This window comes from Niallia sp. 03133, assembly GCF_052663225.1.
In genome coordinates this window covers 1-16697 of sequence record NZ_JBQTCY010000002.1, presented here as the reverse complement: position 1 = coordinate 16697, position 16697 = coordinate 1, and the positions used below count along the sequence as shown (strand labels likewise).

The following is a 16697-nucleotide window of genomic DNA, read 5'->3' as shown; positions in this document are numbered from 1 at the left end:
GGTACTTATATAGCCCCTTCGTCCTCTTTCCACATAACAATAAATATAACTGGTTAAAGGAGAATAAACATGAGAAAAAAGAAGAGATCACAAAAAAGAAAAAAAGGATTTTGCCTGCCAGGGGGGTATCGCTATTGCGGACCAGGCTGCAGCGGACCAGGCATGCCCATCAATTATATCGATTCTTGCTGCAAAGAGCATGACCATTGTATAAAAAAGTATGGACCTTGCTGTAAATGCGATCAAGCACTAATTCGCTGTGTACAAGCTAAAACAAATCAACGAACACGAGAAGGAAAAACTTCTCGGCTCATTTCAGATGTGATGAAATTAAAGATCCGCTTAGTTTGTAAAAATGATTAAAATTGCCATATGTAAAACACACTTGTAGAATTAATAAAATTCTACAAGTGACAGGGAGATTTTAGCGGTAGTTAGGGAAAACTCTTCTTACTGTTTCGGAAAACTCATTAAATAATCCACTTATCGGGTGACCATTTTCAATATCTTGACCATAATTTGTCATACGATCATAAAAATCTGGATTAGAGGAAACATAGACGTTATCTATATCATGATCCACGCTTCTTACTTTATCAGCTACTTTATCTTCTAGTTCTTTTGTTACATTACCTTCTTTATTCCCTGTTAATTGAACGGCAACAAAGGCATTTTCATCTGTTTTTATTACGACTGCTCTTTCGACTTCTTTCAAATCCTTGATTTTATCGGCCGCTTTATCGGCTAAATCCAAGTCTGCTGTTGTTCTTTTATCTGTTTTGTAGCCGACATTTTCCACGTTAACATTGTCATCGTTTCGGTCATTCATGGCGGAACGATTATCATCATTATTGTTACATCCGGTCATAATGGCCAGTATTCCAGCTACTGCTATTAAATTTTTTGCTAATTTCACTTCCATCTTCCTTTCTATTTGTACTTCCTCCTTAAATTTCCCTCTAAAGTAGAAAACATTCTTTCCATATTAAGGAGATGAATGCTTTAGGAAAAGTGGAAATATAATAAGATGATTCATCATTTTTTTCAAGAGAAAAGAAAGTATAAGTTTTCTGAAGTCAGATAACTGTCTAGCTCCAGCGCCTATTGCCTATCGAACTTCAGGTCATCTCCCTACGATAAGTCAACATCGATTCGCTAACGCTCATCGTGTTTCCTTTATCTCAGTCGAAGCCCTTCCGAAGTACAGGATGTACAAGTGCCGATGTTGCAACAGGACGTTGCGTAGTTAATCGGCCAGTTCGTACGGCAATGAGCAAGGCGCTTGCGCTTTTCTTATTTTCGATTATAGATAATAACAACAGCAAATGAATATTTATTCGCTTATTATTTTTCATAATGGATGAAATGAATTAAAATAATAAATAAAATGATCTTTTGGAGGGAAAATTCATGAAAAATACAATCAATCAATTTATATCCTTAGGTCTTGGATTAGCAGCAGCAAGCAAAGAGCAAGTAGAAAAAATGGTAAATGACCTTGTAGCAAGAGGAGAAGTCAGCAAAAATGACTCAAAGGACATGGTCAATCAATTATTAGAAAAGGGGTATCAAGCAAAAAAAGAAATGGATGGAGTCGTAAAAACGAAAGTTCAGCAGGCATTAAAAGAGCTGGATGTCGTTACAATGGAAGAATACCGAGAGCTGGAGCGCAGAATTGCGGTATTGGAACAGAAGAGTGAATAATTTTTTAGTGTTTAATCGATCTTGGGAGGGATAGGAATGTTCAGCAAAAGAATGAAACATGCTCATCGTTACCAAGAGATTATTCGTGCATTATTGCGCAATGGATTTGGCTATATCGTAAAAGATTTAGGATTAACGGAAGCTTTTTCACCGCTTATTAAAAAAATGGGAAGAACACAACATACTTATCGACGAACATTAGGAGAAAGAATTCGGATGCTGTTGGAAGAACTCGGCCCCTCTTTTATTAAACTCGGTCAAGTTATGAGTACAAGAAGAGATCTTTTTCCAGAACATGTTATCCATGAATTAGAAAAATTGCAGGATCATGTTCCTCCTTTTTCTTTTGTCGAGGTAAATGAAATTATTCAAAAAGAGCTAGGCGGAAATATAGCCGGCATCTTTGCTGAATTTCAAGAAAAGCCAATTGCTTCCGCTTCGATTGGCCAAGTGCATTTTGCTGTACTTCATACTGGAGAGGAAGTAGCTGTAAAAGTGCAGCGTCCAAACATTACAAAATTAATCTTTACGGATCTTGAAATCATAAAACATCTTGCACAATTAGCGAATTCCAAATTAGAATGGATTAAAAAATACCCCATAACGGAACTTGTCGATGAATTTGCTAACTCTCTTAGAGATGAGTTGGATTTTACAATCGAAGGAAGAAATGGCGAAAAGATCGCCAAGCAATTTAAAACCAATGACATCGTTCATGTTCCAGCTATTCATTGGAATTATTCCACAGGAAGAATATTGACAATGGAGTATTTAGAAGGCATTAAAATAAATGATATCAAACAAATGGAAAAACTGGGGTACAACCGTAAACAAGTGGCCAAAAAGTTTGCAAACAGTCTATTAAAACAAATATTAGAATTCGGTTTCTTTCACGGGGACCCCCATCCTGGTAATCTTCTTATCCTTCCGGGTGAACGAATTGGGTTTCTAGATTTCGGAATGATAGGAAGATTAAGCACCGAAATGAAATATCAGTTTGTTTCGTTTGTTATTTCCTTAAAAAGCGGAAACAGCGACGGGATTATTAAAGTAATGTATCAAATGGGGGTATTGCCCGATGATATCGAATTAACCGCTATTCGCTTGGATATTGAAAAGATGAGGGACAAGTACTATGATGTTCCTTTTAGTCAGTTAAGCTTTGGGGAAATCATTCATGATTTTTTTCTAATTGCCCAGCGTTACCAAATACATATACCTGCAGAATTAACGATTCTTGGAAAATCGTTAATGATACTAGAAGGCATTGTGGAATTTCTAGATCCAACTTGCAATATTATGGATTTGGCTGAACCTTTTGCAGAGCAATTGGCAAAAGAACGATTTCATCCTAAAAAACTTGCAGAAAATGCCTGGCATCATCTAAATGATTATGCAGAATTAGTGTCGACTTTTCCAAAAAATATGAAAGAACTGACATCGGCGATTAAAAAGGGCAAGCTGCGTTTCGAAATTTCAACTCCAGACTTACAAGCCGTCTTACAAAAGATGGATCGAATATCCAATCGTTTATCTTTAAGCATCGTATTGCTTGCTTTCAGCATTTTAATGGTTGGATTAATCGTCGGATCATCCATTAGCAGACAATCAACAATCCTATGGAAAGTGCCAGCAATTGAAATTGGGTTTATCGTGGCAGGATTCATGTTTTTATGGTTAATTATTTCTATATTTCGATCTGGTAAATTTTAGGAGCAGCAACGAAAAGCTACTGCTCCTTTTTCCCTGCAAAATATCAAGACTCGAAAGATACCTAGTATAAATACCCACTAATAAATTATTATCGTTTCTTCTTTTTGCTGTCTTTTCCGATAGGCTGCGTTTTAACGACTTTCTCAAACACAAGGTGTACATGAAATAAGTTTTCCTTTATTTCTTTTACGCTTAATATTTTTCCTTTGCGCCCTTTAATCTTTATCTCTTCATCCACAGTGGGAATCTGTTTAAGCAGTTGACTTAATACTAAGGATTTGTTTTCAAAAAACTGAACGACAACCATTTTTTTCTCTCCTTCTATTGGGATTATCTGTTTAAGCCGCCCTCTATTTATAAAATATGGAATAAAACACAGGTTTAGAACGGATACATCGCATAGGAGAAAATATAGATATCTATAAAAATATAAGTTGTGTAAGGTAGGAAATGTATAGAATCATTAGCCCTTGCACCTGTATCTGTCCTGCCAGCGTATCAAAATAGTTGATTTGCAGCTTGCTGCTTATCCATCTATATATAAAACTCTTTTAGTCTGCGATTTCATGTATAATAAATGTATTCAGATTTTGCATAAGGTATTTCCATTCGGAGTATTCTATAAATCGAATAATAAATAAAATGAGGTTAATACATGACGGAAAGTAATTTTGAAGAATTTCAATTAAGCAACGAAATAAAGAGAGCACTTACTTTATTAAAATACGACACGCTAACAGAGGTTCAACGTGAAGTTTTGCCAAGAGCGCTAGCGAAGCAGGATCTTGTCGTGAAATCTCAAACAGGAAGCGGAAAAACAGCAGCATTTGGCATAGCTATTTGTGAAATGATTGACTGGGAGGAAAAAAAGCCTCAAGCATTAATTCTTACACCAACTCGAGAGCTTGCTGTTCAAGTACGAGAAGATATCACAAATATCGGCAGGTTTAAACGGATAAAAGCGATGGCCGTATACGGAAAAGAGCCTTTTTCGAAACAAAAGGAAGAATTAAAACAAAAAACGCATGTTGTTGTTGGTACACCAGGTCGTGTCATGGACCATATTGATAGAGGGACTCTATCTTTAGAGAACATTAAGTATTTTATATTAGATGAAGCCGATGAAATGCTAAATATGGGCTTTATTGATGAGGTAGAAGCGATTATGAAAGAACTGCCTTCGAATAGAATTACTATGGTCTTTTCTGCAACCTTGCCAAAAGATGTGGAAAATCTCTGCCATCAATATATGAAAAACCCTATTCCTATCGAAATTAACTCGAACCAAATAACAACTGATACAATTGAACATAAATTAATTAGAGTGAAAGAAGAAGAAAAAATCTCCTTGCTGAAAAATATAACCGTTGTAGAGAACCCTAATAGCTGTATTATTTTCTGCAGAACAAAAGAACACGTTGATTCCGTGTTTAATGATCTGGAGGAATCCAATTACGCATGTGAAAAACTTCATGGCGGATTAGAACAGGAAGATCGTTTTGCCGTAATGGATGGGTTCAAAATGGGAAATTTCCGTTATCTTGTCGCAACAGATGTAGCTGCAAGAGGGATTGATATTGATAACGTAACACTTGTCATTAACTATGATGTTCCAATGGAAAAAGAGAGCTATGTTCATCGAACGGGCAGAACTGGCCGTGCTGGCAAAAAAGGAAAAGCGATTACGTTTGCTACACCATTTGAAGGAAAGTTCATGAAAGCAATTGAAAACTACATTGGCTTTGAAATACCTACAATGGAAGCTCCGTTATCCGGTGAAGTTGCCAAAGGAACGGCAGCATTCGAAGAAAAAATGAATGAACGCCGAATCGTAAAAAATAACAAAACAGCGCGCATAAACAAGGATATTATGAAGCTGCATTTCAACGGCGGAAAAAAGAAAAAACTTCGAGCGGTGGATTTTGTTGGTACTATTGCCAATATTCCTGGAGTAACAGCAGATGATATTGGAATTATAACAATACAGGAACAGTTGACATATGTTGATATACTGAATGGCAAAGGTTCTTTAGTCTTACAGGCAATGGAAACGACAACAATCAAAGGAAAGAAAGTAAAAGTAAGCAAAGCAATTAAATAGTGCATCCAAACTAAAATTGTATGGTATTTGCTATATCCCTCTCTTTTTGAAATGATAGAAACACTAATCAAGCACAGTTCTATTAAATGAATTGTGCTTTTTATATTCATTTAATAGACCCTATAAAGAATGGGGTATTCGTTCGAATATTATTATTAAATCCACTAAACGGTTTTATCCCACGCTTAATGGGCTGTAAGACCCCCACCTCGGGGATGCCAAGAAATCGGGGAAGATAGATTGGGGATAACAGCCCGTAAAGGTCCGATAAGTGCAACTAACCAACAGTGGTGGAAGAGGAAAAACCCCCACTGTTGGAAGTTTACTTTATTATGTTAATATAGCCCATTTTCGTAAATATGCTAAAATTACCGAGGTTACACTTGATTAAAATAATCTTACAATAATAAATACTGGGAAATTAAACTGTTTTAATCCTCTAAGTTTATTCTTCCTTTAAATGGGAAAAATAAGATTTAAAACAGCAAATGGAGGATTATCAGTGTCTAACTATAATTATGCTAATGGTAAATTGCCTCAAGACTCTATTTCTTATTGGACAAAGGATATTCAATTGCCAGATTTCCCAAGTTTAGATGAAGACTTAAATGTGGATGTAGTTATTGTAGGTGGGGGAATTACCGGAATTACCTCCGCATACCTTTTAGTGAATGAAGGCTTTAATGTAGCCATTTTAGAAGCTGGGAAATTACTAAACGGTACTACAGGACATACAACTGCTAAAATTACAGCGCAACATGGATTAATCTATGATGAGCTTATTCAGAACATCGGTGTATCAACGGCCAGTTTGTATTATGAAGCCAATACTGAAGCGTTGCAGTTTATTCAAAAATTGATAGATAATCATCAAATTCCATGTGATTTTGTACATCAAGATGCCTATTTATACTCCACAACCGAAGAATATGCAAGCAAACTGGAAAAAGAGGCACAAGCCTATAAGGAACTTGGCATCGAAGGGGGGTTGGTGGATAGCATTCCTTTTGATTTCGACATAAAAAATGCCCTTGTAATGAAAAACCAGGCTCAGTTTCATCCGGTCCATTATTTGTCTCTTCTTATCCAGATCATAACGGAAAAAGGGGGGCGGATTTTTGAAAATACCACTGCAGTAAATATAAAAAATGGGAATGAGCCTGCCGTTCTTACTCGAAACGGAGCAAGCGCTACTGGAAAATACGTACTTTGTTGTTCTCATTTTCCATTTTACGAAGGAGCAGGTCTTTATTCGACTCGAATGCATGCAGACCGTTCCTATATTATCGCTGCTAAATCACCTATTAAATATCCGGGCGGTATGTATATTAGCGCTGATCAGCCTACACGATCTCTCCGTTCCGCCATAATCAATGGAGAGGAAATGGTTCTTGTTGGCGGTGAAAGCCATAAAACGGGGCAAGGAGGCGATACCCTTGCACATTACAAAGCGTTAGAAACGTTTGGCCAAGAAGTTTTTGGAGTAGATCAGATTACTTATCGATGGTCTGCACAAGACTTAACGACAGTAGACAAGATCCCTTACATAGGAAAAATAACGGCCGGGCAAAAAAATGTATTGATTGCTAGTGGATATAGGAAATGGGGAATGACAAACGGAACGGCAGCTGCACTATTATTCCGAGATATAGTAACAGGGAAAAAGAACAAATATGAAGATTTATATACTCCTTTGCGTTTTCATATGAATCCTAGTTTAAAAAACTTCTTAGTGGAAAACGCGAATGTTGTCAGTCATTTAATAAAAGGAAAGTGGGAAGTTTCCAATCATGCAGCCACTGCTTTAGGCAATGACGAAGGGGCTGTTATCACTATAAATGGCCAAAGGAAAGGGGCTTATAAGGACAAGGAAGGGAAGCTGCATATCGTAGATACCACTTGTACACACATTGGCTGTGAAGTGGAATGGAACTGCGGCGATCGGTCTTGGGACTGCCCATGCCACGGCTCTAGATTTTCCTACACCGGCGAGGTATTGGAGGGACCAGCTGAAAAACCACTGCAAAATTACGATTATTCCATGCTTGATAATCTGACATCGGAGGATTCCGGTTATTAAATGAAAGAAGGAGTTTTAAACAGCCAGATTGAAAAAATGGCTGTTTTTTTCTTGCATTCTTAAATTATGACAAAAAATCAACAATTTATTTTTATAAAAGTATTTAATTGTAAAATATATGGATATTTCCGTTCTATCTGTGTATATTGTATATATACAGATAGAACAGAGGTTAAAGGATGTTATAAGTTGAATATTATTATTTCAAATTCTTCAGAGGAGCCAATTTATTTACAAATTGTCAACCAAATAAAGGAACATATTGTGAAGGGAGATCTAGTAGAATCACATGCACTGCCATCCATCAGAAATCTAGCTAAAGAACTGAAAATTAGTGTTATTACGACAAAAAGAGCCTATGACGAGCTTGAAAAAGAAGGGTTTATCGTAACGGTTGCCGGAAAAGGATCCTATGTAGCAGCAATAAATAAAGAAGTTATGCGTGAAACGAAAGTGAAAAGAATTGAAGAAAAAATGACAGAGGCTATTACTACAGCAAAACTTGCTGGCTTAACCTTAGAAGAACTTCAAGAAATGCTCAAACTTTTATATGAAGGGTGATTAAGTTGAATAAGATTTTTGAAATGACCAATTTATCAAAAAGCTATAAAGATTTTACTTTAAAAAATATTAATCTTACCCTTGAAAAAGGCTATATTATGGGTTTCATCGGTCCTAATGGCTCCGGGAAAAGTACAACAATTAAACTGATGATGAATTTAATAAAAAAAGATAGTGGTGAAGTTGAAATTTTCGGGCTAGATCATGAACGTCATAATATTGCGATTAAAGAGCGAATCGGTTTCGTCTATGATGAAAATTATTTTTATGAAGACTTGACTGTCCAGGAAATGACAAGTATTATTCGTCCATTTTATAGCAAGTGGGACGAAAACATGTTCCGTAAATATGCAAAAGATTTTGATCTTCCTATGAAGAAACAAATGAAACATTTATCCAAAGGCATGAAAATGAAGTTTGCTTTAGCAGTCGCGCTTTCGCATCATGCTGAATTATTAATTATGGATGAGCCGACTTCAGGATTAGATCCTTTAATTCGTTCTGAACTATTAGAGATTCTGCAAACACTCTTGCAGGATGAAAACAAATCTATATTCTTTTCCACCCATATTACATCTGACTTAGACAAAATAGCAGATTTTATTACGATAATAAATAACGGAGAAATAATTTTATCCAAAACAAAGGATGAGCTTTTAGAGGAGTACTGTATTGTAAAAGGCAGTAATGATATATTAGCTGGAAATAATTCAACAAGTTTAACTGGATTGAAGAAAAATGCTTATGGATTTGAAGCTTTATCCAATAGAAAAAAAGAAGTGATCAAAAAGTGGGGAGATGCCGTTGTAATTGAAAAACCCACAATTGAAGATATTATGGTATTTTCTACAAGAAGGAGCGATTATCGTGTATCACCTTATTAAAAAAGAAATATTAATGCAGAAAAAAATGTTGAAATCATCCATTTTAATAATGATGTTTTTTTCGTTTACACTTTCCAATTTAGGACCTGGAGGTATGATTCTTGCCATAGTATCGATAACCTATCAACTGGTATTAGGGGCAAGCGCCATGGAAGATAAAAGCAACAGCAATGTTATCCTTATTAGTCTTCCAATCAAGAAAACTACTATTGTTTTATCCAAATATATTTCGCTATATGTTTTTACGGCGTATGTGATCCTTGTCTTTTATTGCATCTATTTGCTAGTAAATCTATTCCATATTCCGCTTCATCTACCTCTTACGCTAAAGGGAATAGCAGGTGCAATCATCGTCATTACATTGGTTTGTACGATAAATTTCCCCCTAGTGTTTAAATATGGCTACATTAAATCAAAAATGGCCAACTTAACGATACTCTTTATCTTTGCGTTTGGAGGAACAATAACCATAAATTATTTAAGTGAACATGGTTCTTTAGGATTAAATCAACATTTTATTACATTCTTAAATAATGTATCCGATACAAAAGTTTTAATGTTCCTTATACTACCGATACTATTACTTATTATTTTATCCTATTATATTTCTCTAGGTTTCTATAAAAATAGAGAATTTTAAGGATCTAGAGACTAGTTGAAAATCAGAAAAATACATTTTAAAAAGGCAAGGGGACAAAAATGAAATTTTTTATGACTTCTGGTGCTGTTGTAATAAATAACGCAAAAAGAGGTTGGGAATTGCCTGGTGGCCAAGTAGAACAAGGAGAAACCATAAAAGAAGCTGTTTTAAGAGAAGTGAAAGAGGAGACGGGCATTGATATTGAATTGCTTAAGTTTTGTGGAGTGTCCCAAGAAACTGTCAGTGGAATCTGTAATTTTTGGTGGTTAGGCACTCCTATAAGCAATATCCTTTCTACGAGTTGTGAAAGCTTGGATGTAGGATATTACCAGGTGGAAGAGGCACTAGAAATGATTAAATATGAGCAGTTTAAAGAAGAGCTTCTACAATGTTTACATAATAAAATAGAACCTTTCTTTCTTACTTTTAGTAAATGAAAGAGCTTTTTATAATGTAAGTTTTCCATCAATTGATAGCACACGATAACAATACAAAGAATGTTCAAATAAATAATGAAACTATACTTGCTTAAGCGAATGTTTGTTCTTATAATGAAAGTAAGTTATAAATTAAATTCATTGAGAGGAGGAATTGAATAGTGGCCAGAAATCCGGATGTAACAGATTCAATGATTATTAATTTATATAAAAGCGGAATGTCTTTTAAAGAAATGGCGCCAATCATAGGTTTATCCGATCGAGCAATTCGTAATGTGATGTACAAGCATGGAATAGAAATGAATCGAGAACAATCATCAGGTCAACCACGAAAACATAAAGTAAATGAGGATTTTTTTAAGGTTTGGACTCATGAAATGGCTTGGGTTTTAGGCATCATATTAACTGATGGAACAATAGCTAATAAGACTCATACAGTTACCGTTACACAAAAAGTTGAAAGAATACTTCAATTGGTTGCTAATTATTTAGAAGCAAGCTATAACATAGCAGCAATATCACCAACAAGAAAAATTCCAACACTTATCATTAACTCTAAAGAAATAAAAAAAGATTCAAATAAATCCTTAACTCTACCATTTCCAAACATACCTGAAGTCTATTTACCTTCTTTTATTAGAGGTGTAATTGATGGTGATGGCTGGGTCCAAGATAGGGGCTATGTTATGAATATAACAACAGCAAGCATAAAGTTTGGCTGAAGGCTTGTTATCTGTATTCCAATCATGGAACTTACGCACAGAAATAACTTCTAACAATAGTTACTCCAAAAACACGATTTACCGTGATTGGGTAAAAGGTAAACAAGATCTTCCTTTACTTGCTAAAATAATATATAATACAACCGGAGACAATTATGTCTACTATAAAAAAGAACGAATGATGAAACATTCATAATCAAATATTGGAGGAAATAATTATGTGGAAAATAATAAATGATAAATTAGTACAGACTACTGATACTACAAGAGTTAAATTTAGAACTAATATTAGTAAATCATTAATTCAGGAATTGAGTGATCTTGCTGAAGATTATGATACACATGTCAATTATTTAATCGAAAATGGTTTAAAATCTGTCTTAGCTAAAGAAAGCATTGAATACAATAAGGAATTAAGGCCTAAAGATCGTGTTCAATACAAAACTACTTATGATAAGGATTTACTTATGAACTTAAAGGAATTTGCAAAGAAGCATAAACTATACATTAATGATGTCATCGAATATAGTTGTCAATTCATTAATAGAGAAGAAGTGAAAAATAGAAGCTATAAACATAGAATAGAGTAATATATTCTATTATTTTATAACGCCCCATACATAATATATATTATAGGAAGCAATTAATTCCAATAAAAATTCTGTCTCATTATTAGGTATACTTTAAATAGTGAGACAGAATAAAAAAATTGTATATGTTAACTAGTGCAAAAATCTTTCTTAAATTCTTATGCTTATTTATCTCAGTGCATATTCAACGAACCATTTATGTCTTTTTCGCATTAACTTTGCTTGGTTTTGTTCTAATCCCCATTCAGGAAATTTAGACAGCCGTAATGCAGCAAATAAATCCCAATTCGGAAGATTAGTGTAATCCAATTTATTCATTACCGATTGATATATATTCGTAAAGTGATTCATTGCTTCTATTCCAAAATGAAATAACACTTCAAGTCGACCGTTAGCAAGGTCTGCCAAAGGATCTCCAATAGCAGCATCTTCCCAATCAATAATAGATGCAAGCTTTCCTTCATTCCATAAAATGTTTCCTGGCCAAAAATCTCCATGAAGAATAACTTCCTTGTTTGCATGGTTGAATAGCAAAACTGACTTTATTTTATCTTTTACAGCCCTTTCATTCAGCAACTCTTTATTGCTGGAAAAGCTTATATCCAGCATTTTGATAAAAAGTTCTTCTTGTTTGGGCAAAAAAGATAAGTCTAGTTTCGAGCAGTCTACATGATGAACTGCTGCCAAGCAGCTTGCCATCTGGTGTATATATTCTCGTATATTATTTGGAGTAAATTCCGTCCTGCCCTCAATAAATTCAATGACTATATAAGGTGAAGACAAAATTTCACAGGATTGATCAAGATAATAAGGTCGTGGTGAACGAATATTTGCAGTAGCAAGAAGCTGTAAAAGGTGAAATTCATATGCAGCAATCTGCGGATTTCTAGTTAGATCCCCCTCTCCATGCTTGCGCACAATCATTTTTTTGATTTTTCCATCTTCCTGTAAAATTTCAAGTAAGGTAACTTGTGCAGAGATCCCGCCTTTTAATTCCCGTGCATGCATTAATTTGCTTTTTTCATTCATCCTTTTAACGATTTGTTCAAACGGATGACTAGGATGTGTATTGATTATTTTCACCCTCCTTTTTGGCGTAGCTGCTAGTTGCTTTTAATTAGCCAATATATGTTTAAAATGATGAATCATATGCTGAATATAATCTGCAACTAGCCATTTTAACGTTTGAATCGTTTCATTCTCCAATTTACATTCCAACCTCCACTGGTCCTCCGAAAGATTTGCTAAAAGGACAACAATTTGTTTATTTATGGAAGTCCATAAATGAAGAAGTTCTTCTACGGTAAATAAATGATGATATTGATGAATTTCCACCAATAAATCTTGATTATAGCCCTCTAGTGTTACTAGTCCATCTGCTGATGTGATTATGTCGACAAAACGTTGGTGATTTACATTTCCAGAATCGCAAAGATGACCTAATATCTCTTTTTTGGACCACTTTGGTCGTAACGGACGATTCTCTAAATCCATAAGTGAGTTAATTTTTTCTGGCATGGAAGATAAGATATTCTCTAACTCATCAATTAAATTATTCATAAATTTTCCCTCTCTCTCCGCTTTCCTATTAAGTGATTAAACATTTAATTACTTAAGATAAAGTGAACCTTCCATCAGTGGGGGTTTTACTGCCCGTTAAGTGTGGGATAAAATAAACATTCCTCTTATTTATCAAAATCTGTAAAAAAAACATCTTTTAGGATCGTTTTTGCTTTTTTTAAATTTACAGTATTCAGTTTTTTTAACATTGCCATTATTTCTTCCCTTTCTTGCTCTTCTAACGATATGCTAGGCCTTGCCTTACTTTCTTCATCCATAGAAACCCAAGAAGCATTTAACGTATCGATAAGACATTCATTTAAAAAATGCAATTCATTGTCATTATAACTTTGCAAAAACTGGTACGATCCGCTGTCTATTTGGCAATGCAAAGCTTTATGAACTGCATATATTTTTTGACCTAAACTCGTCATTGAAAAAAATATTTCCTTTTTATTATCTGGAAGCAATTTTGTCACAATCAATTGTTTCTCATGCAATTTCTTCGTAATTTTTGAAACCGTTCCTTTTGGTATATCATATTGATTTGCTATCGAAATACCATTAACTGGTTCAAGATTACCAATAGCATCCAAAACATAAAGCATCACAACGGTCATCTCTTTCAATACTTCTGCTGCATCGTCATCACAATGTTGTAACATCCATTGTTTTTCTTCATCATCTTCGCTTTGAAATTTTCTTAAGGACTTCATTGACAAAACATTTGTTAAAGGAATTTTTTATGAGGAGCCAAAACCAGTTGCCATTTTGTTTCTCTTCTCTCCAACTTAAAAAGAGTTTCCTTGTTGACAGTAATGAGTACACCAAGTTTTTTCTATCGAATCTTCTTCGGCAATCCTATAACAAAAATTTTATTCCGCGTTACTTTCCGCAAGATGGGATTTCATAAACTACGCTGGTACAAATATACCGGCATGGAAAGGCGCAGCTACGAACAGCGAGTAAAATTTCTTAAAAAGACCGAACAACAATTTGCTCGGTTGAAATAAATATGCTTAAATAGTTTAACGATCAAAAGCTTTATTTTTATTAAAAACCGAAAGATAGACTATTTTCTGTCTTTCGGTTTAAATGGATTGTTAGACCTGTTTCTTCTTTTACCTCTCTTCTTGCATTTTCTTCAAAACTCTCCCCTATTCCATTAAACCACCAGGCAGTCCTCAGCACCCATCCAATCTATGTTGCAATAACAATTTATTATTTTCATTTAAGTTTCCTACCTATATAAAGCAAATGGGAGGATATCCCAAGGGTATTAGGATCGGACGCTCGTTCCATAAGCAAATTTATCACTTTATTAACTTCCGTCGCCCCTTTTGATTTCCAATAATTCCAGTTTTCCTCTGATAAAATTGCACCAATATTGGAGCCAATAAGATCAATGCATTCAAACCCATGCGCTGACATAAATGGTTTTATTTCTTCTATATCTATATAATGAGCTCCTGTAAACCGTCCCTCTTCTTTATGATTAAAACAGCCTGTTTGAGCAAATTGATTAATCGCATCCATATTATCAAGCGGCTTCCAATTTTCAGGATTGATTAGGGACGAAAGGATATGTCTAATTCTAGACATAAATGCAACAAAAACGATTCCATCTTTTTTTACAACTCTATTTAATTCTTTTACTGCCATAATACGGTCCGATTCTTCCTGTAAATGATACATAGGACCTAGCATTAACGATGCATCGAACTGTTCATCGCGAATATCATATAGTTTTCTCGCATCTTGAACATAAAAGCCATTAAATTTCTCTTTTATCCCAAGTTTCCCAGCATTACTTTCAGCCATTTCAACAAATTTAGGAATTAAATCAGTTAATGTCATCCTGTAACCTTCTTTAGCCAATTCCATTGCATATTTTCCAGGTCCCGCACCGTTATCTAAGATTTCCCCAGAAATAGGTAAGTATTTTTTTATATAATGCATATTCACTTGAAATTCAATAGGTTCTCTATCCAACCGTCCCCATTCATCAAATTGATTGTAGTATTGGAACATGTTATTCACTCTCTCACCTGCATTCATTAAAATTTGTATTTTAAGAAAATAGAAAAATACTAAAAAATTAACAGAAGATATATTTATAATCAAATAGTTGATAGGGGTAATATTAATTAAAGGATGCCGTAAATAATGGGTAACATCAAATAGTGATAAATTCCTTTACTAATAAAGAAGGTGAAAATGTTAACTTAACAATCTTCTTAACTCCGTAGGATTTAGTTCCATACACACAAATAATAAAAGGAATACTTTAACAAAGCAAGCAGAAGCATATAGAAATAAAGGGTTTAGGGAGTTTTCTCTCTAAACTCTTCTAAAAGAAAATTAGTCAGAAAGCAGCGAAATTAGCTGCAAAAGCTTAAACTAGTCTACATATATTATTCGTAAAATAGGTATTATACGAATAATATATAATAACCTCTAAAGTTCAGAAAACAATTGTACAACATCTAATTTGTTCCTTATTGGCGTTTATTATTATCTTCGTTAAATCAGAATTTAACGCATACTTTATTATGGAATAAAAAATTAGTAACATTCTTCACTAATTAATATGTTAATTCCCTTCTGCCGTATACTTCAAGTCTTTCTTCTAAATAATAATGTTCAAAAAGAGCCCACTCAGTCGAGAGGGCTGACTTTTAAAAAACTAAAAATGGAACATTTTAGGATTCCTGTTCGACTACGTTATCCTTAAATAAAATCGGCATATGCTTTTTATATGAATCAATCAACTTTTCACCAAATATCATCATTTCCTCTCTCCAAGGATGCCCTAAGATTCCCCATTCAAAGTTTTTTTGAAAAAAGAAATAATAATCTCCATTCGGAAAAATAGGTACTATCCATTCGTTAAATTCATCCCTATCCATTGTTTTTCTTGGATCAAATTCATAACCTGGATGTTGATAATCCAAAGCATAGATTTTTTCATTTAGCATAGTACATTCCATAAATACTTCTAATGTTTTGTTTTCTAAATCGTCCATAATGGTATCTGCCGCTGTATTTTCAAAGTAACTGGAAATATCATAAGTTATAAATGGTTTTGGAACTTGATAAGGCATAAAAAATCTTCTTTTTTTTATGCTAGGACGGAAGTTAAATTTAGTAACAACAATTTCCCATAACAAATCATTTTGACCGTTAGATAACATACTCCAATTATTCATATTTTATTCTCCTACTTATCTAATTCTTCGAAATGTTTTATAATGATTTTTCGAATAATATGCTCTACCTTGTGATCCGATAACAAGTCTTTCACCGCCACGATTTCTTCCCTTTACTTTTGGATGAACATCATATTCTCTATAGGTATCTCTTTTTGGAAGTTTCCAAGCTTTTTTTGACTTTGGTTTATTTCCGTATGTTCTTCCACCGGCATAACCTCTAGGCGGTGAACCGTTTTTCGATGTAATATGCGCTAAAGTTCTATTAACATGAGCTGGAGCTTTAAAGACTTTTTTAAGTCTATATGCTTTATAAGCCACTTTTCCCGCCTTAAATGCAGCCCCACCAACTAAGCCTATCCCTACAGCAACAGCAGCTTTTTTCCATCCTCCTTTTTTATATGCTTTATAGCCATAATATGCTGCAACTCCAACATTTACTGCCATCCAAAAGAAATCGCCATCAGGATCTACCTGAAAGACCGTTTACATATAT

General features: G+C 34.4%; 20 protein-coding genes. 11 read left to right on the top strand and 9 right to left on the bottom strand.

Translation table 11 applies throughout. The annotated features are described in order from the left end of the window. Window positions 1-69 precede the first annotated feature (69 nt). Window positions 70-363: a Parvovirus coat protein VP1-like protein gene (locus tag ACTYBU_RS02600; protein WP_445486907.1), complete on the top strand. Its 294-nt coding sequence runs from the start codon at window positions 70-72 to the stop codon at window positions 361-363. Between the two features lie 61 nt (window positions 364-424). On the opposite strand, the gene ACTYBU_RS02595 is transcribed toward ACTYBU_RS02600, so the two are convergent. Then, the gene (locus ACTYBU_RS02595) at window positions 425-922 is read right to left on the bottom strand and encodes a YhcN/YlaJ family sporulation lipoprotein (RefSeq protein ID WP_445486905.1); all 498 of its coding nucleotides are present in this window, start codon (window positions 920-922) and stop codon (window positions 425-427) included. Window positions 923-1410: 488 nt separating this feature from the next. On the opposite strand from ACTYBU_RS02595, the gene ACTYBU_RS02590 reads away from it, so the two are divergent. Together ACTYBU_RS02590 and ACTYBU_RS02585 are read left to right on the top strand one after the other, a co-directional pair. Further along, window positions 1411-1704, top strand: a complete 294-nt coding sequence (locus ACTYBU_RS02590) for a phasin family protein (protein WP_445486903.1) — start codon at window positions 1411-1413, stop codon at window positions 1702-1704. Window positions 1705-1740: 36 nt separating this feature from the next. Continuing rightward, window positions 1741-3417 (top strand): ABC1 kinase family protein, encoded by a 1677-nt coding sequence (locus ACTYBU_RS02585; RefSeq protein ID WP_445486902.1) that lies wholly within the window; start codon window positions 1741-1743, stop codon window positions 3415-3417. A gap of 88 nt (window positions 3418-3505) precedes the next feature. On the opposite strand, the gene ACTYBU_RS02580 is transcribed toward ACTYBU_RS02585, so the two are convergent. Continuing rightward, window positions 3506-3724: a hypothetical protein gene (locus tag ACTYBU_RS02580; protein WP_445486901.1), complete on the bottom strand. Its 219-nt coding sequence runs from the start codon at window positions 3722-3724 to the stop codon at window positions 3506-3508. 348 nt (window positions 3725-4072) lie between these two features. Between ACTYBU_RS02580 and ACTYBU_RS02575 the strand changes: the two genes are divergently transcribed. The 8 genes from ACTYBU_RS02575 (at window position 4073) to ACTYBU_RS02540 (ending at window position 11432) form a co-directional block, all read left to right on the top strand. Then, a complete protein-coding gene (locus tag ACTYBU_RS02575; RefSeq protein WP_445486900.1) occupies window positions 4073-5518 on the top strand; it encodes a DEAD/DEAH box helicase in 1446 nt (481 codons plus the stop codon). Window positions 5519-5978: 460 nt separating this feature from the next. Then, the gene (locus tag ACTYBU_RS02570; protein WP_445486899.1) at window positions 5979-7598 is read left to right on the top strand and encodes an FAD-dependent oxidoreductase; all 1620 of its coding nucleotides are present in this window, start codon (window positions 5979-5981) and stop codon (window positions 7596-7598) included. 189 nt (window positions 7599-7787) lie between these two features. After that, window positions 7788-8159, top strand: coding sequence for a GntR family transcriptional regulator (locus tag ACTYBU_RS02565; RefSeq protein ID WP_445486898.1), 372 nt, complete (start codon window positions 7788-7790; stop codon window positions 8157-8159). A gap of 23 nt (window positions 8160-8182) precedes the next feature. Beyond that, on the top strand, window positions 8183-9043 hold the full coding sequence (locus tag ACTYBU_RS02560) for an ABC transporter ATP-binding protein (protein WP_445487541.1): 861 nt from the start codon (window positions 8183-8185) through the stop codon (window positions 9041-9043). Then, a complete protein-coding gene (locus ACTYBU_RS02555; protein WP_445486897.1) occupies window positions 9027-9683 on the top strand; it encodes an ABC-2 transporter permease in 657 nt (218 codons plus the stop codon). The genes ACTYBU_RS02560 and ACTYBU_RS02555 overlap by 17 nt, the downstream gene beginning before the upstream one ends. A 59-nt stretch (window positions 9684-9742) precedes the next feature. Then, a complete protein-coding gene (locus tag ACTYBU_RS02550) occupies window positions 9743-10120 on the top strand; it encodes an NUDIX hydrolase (protein ID WP_445486896.1) in 378 nt (125 codons plus the stop codon). 161 nt (window positions 10121-10281) lie between these two features. Continuing rightward, window positions 10282-10842, top strand: coding sequence for a hypothetical protein (locus ACTYBU_RS02545; RefSeq protein WP_445486895.1), 561 nt, complete (start codon window positions 10282-10284; stop codon window positions 10840-10842). Between the two features lie 218 nt (window positions 10843-11060). Continuing rightward, window positions 11061-11432 carry an rRNA methyltransferase gene (locus ACTYBU_RS02540; protein ID WP_445486894.1) on the top strand — a complete coding sequence of 124 codons (372 nt, stop codon included), beginning with the start codon at window positions 11061-11063 and terminating at the stop codon, window positions 11430-11432. A gap of 168 nt (window positions 11433-11600) precedes the next feature. On the opposite strand, the gene ACTYBU_RS02535 is transcribed toward ACTYBU_RS02540, so the two are convergent. The 7 genes from ACTYBU_RS02535 to ACTYBU_RS02505 all read right to left on the bottom strand — a co-directional run bounded on the left by ACTYBU_RS02535 (window position 11601) and on the right by ACTYBU_RS02505 (window position 16648). Further along, entirely contained in the window at window positions 11601-12515 is a 915-nt protein-coding gene (locus tag ACTYBU_RS02535) for a phosphotransferase (protein ID WP_445486893.1), read from the bottom strand. Between the two features lie 30 nt (window positions 12516-12545). After that, the gene (locus ACTYBU_RS02530; protein ID WP_445486892.1) at window positions 12546-12992 is read right to left on the bottom strand and encodes a DinB family protein; all 447 of its coding nucleotides are present in this window, start codon (window positions 12990-12992) and stop codon (window positions 12546-12548) included. A gap of 125 nt (window positions 12993-13117) precedes the next feature. After that, on the bottom strand, window positions 13118-13708 hold the full coding sequence (locus ACTYBU_RS02525; protein ID WP_445486891.1) for a winged helix DNA-binding protein: 591 nt from the start codon (window positions 13706-13708) through the stop codon (window positions 13118-13120). 337 nt (window positions 13709-14045) lie between these two features. Further along, window positions 14046-14183 (bottom strand): NUDIX domain-containing protein, encoded by a 138-nt coding sequence (locus ACTYBU_RS02520; protein ID WP_445486890.1) that lies wholly within the window; start codon window positions 14181-14183, stop codon window positions 14046-14048. Window positions 14184-14219: 36 nt separating this feature from the next. Further along, a complete protein-coding gene (locus tag ACTYBU_RS02515) occupies window positions 14220-15023 on the bottom strand; it encodes a class I SAM-dependent methyltransferase (RefSeq protein ID WP_445487539.1) in 804 nt (267 codons plus the stop codon). Window positions 15024-15694: 671 nt separating this feature from the next. After that, window positions 15695-16201 carry a DUF2716 domain-containing protein gene (locus tag ACTYBU_RS02510; RefSeq protein ID WP_445486889.1) on the bottom strand — a complete coding sequence of 169 codons (507 nt, stop codon included), beginning with the start codon at window positions 16199-16201 and terminating at the stop codon, window positions 15695-15697. Window positions 16202-16216: 15 nt separating this feature from the next. Further along, window positions 16217-16648: a ribonuclease domain-containing protein gene (locus tag ACTYBU_RS02505; RefSeq protein ID WP_445486888.1), complete on the bottom strand. Its 432-nt coding sequence runs from the start codon at window positions 16646-16648 to the stop codon at window positions 16217-16219. Between the last annotated feature and the right edge of the window lie 49 nt (window positions 16649-16697).

Coding starts and splice junctions, on each gene's coding strand:
- ACTYBU_RS02600 (WP_445486907.1), top strand. CDS start 70: ATGAGAAAAAAGAAGAGATCACAAAAAAGAAAAAAAGGATTTTGCCTG.
- ACTYBU_RS02595 (WP_445486905.1), bottom strand. CDS start 922: ATGGAAGTGAAATTAGCAAAAAATTTAATAGCAGTAGCTGGAATACTG.
- ACTYBU_RS02590 (WP_445486903.1), top strand. CDS start 1,411: ATGAAAAATACAATCAATCAATTTATATCCTTAGGTCTTGGATTAGCA.
- ACTYBU_RS02585 (WP_445486902.1), top strand. CDS start 1,741: ATGTTCAGCAAAAGAATGAAACATGCTCATCGTTACCAAGAGATTATT.
- ACTYBU_RS02580 (WP_445486901.1), bottom strand. CDS start 3,724: ATGGTTGTCGTTCAGTTTTTTGAAAACAAATCCTTAGTATTAAGTCAA.
- ACTYBU_RS02575 (WP_445486900.1), top strand. CDS start 4,073: ATGACGGAAAGTAATTTTGAAGAATTTCAATTAAGCAACGAAATAAAG.
- ACTYBU_RS02570 (WP_445486899.1), top strand. CDS start 5,979: ATGGGAAAAATAAGATTTAAAACAGCAAATGGAGGATTATCAGTGTCT.
- ACTYBU_RS02560 (WP_445487541.1), top strand. CDS start 8,183: ATGACCAATTTATCAAAAAGCTATAAAGATTTTACTTTAAAAAATATT.
- ACTYBU_RS02550 (WP_445486896.1), top strand. CDS start 9,743: ATGAAATTTTTTATGACTTCTGGTGCTGTTGTAATAAATAACGCAAAA.
- ACTYBU_RS02540 (WP_445486894.1), top strand. CDS start 11,061: ATGTGGAAAATAATAAATGATAAATTAGTACAGACTACTGATACTACA.
- ACTYBU_RS02530 (WP_445486892.1), bottom strand. CDS start 12,992: ATGAATAATTTAATTGATGAGTTAGAGAATATCTTATCTTCCATGCCA.
- ACTYBU_RS02525 (WP_445486891.1), bottom strand. CDS start 13,708: ATGAAGTCCTTAAGAAAATTTCAAAGCGAAGATGATGAAGAAAAACAA.
- ACTYBU_RS02515 (WP_445487539.1), bottom strand. CDS start 15,023: ATGTTCCAATACTACAATCAATTTGATGAATGGGGACGGTTGGATAGA.
- ACTYBU_RS02510 (WP_445486889.1), bottom strand. CDS start 16,201: ATGAATAATTGGAGTATGTTATCTAACGGTCAAAATGATTTGTTATGG.
- ACTYBU_RS02505 (WP_445486888.1), bottom strand. CDS start 16,648: ATGGCAGTAAATGTTGGAGTTGCAGCATATTATGGCTATAAAGCATAT.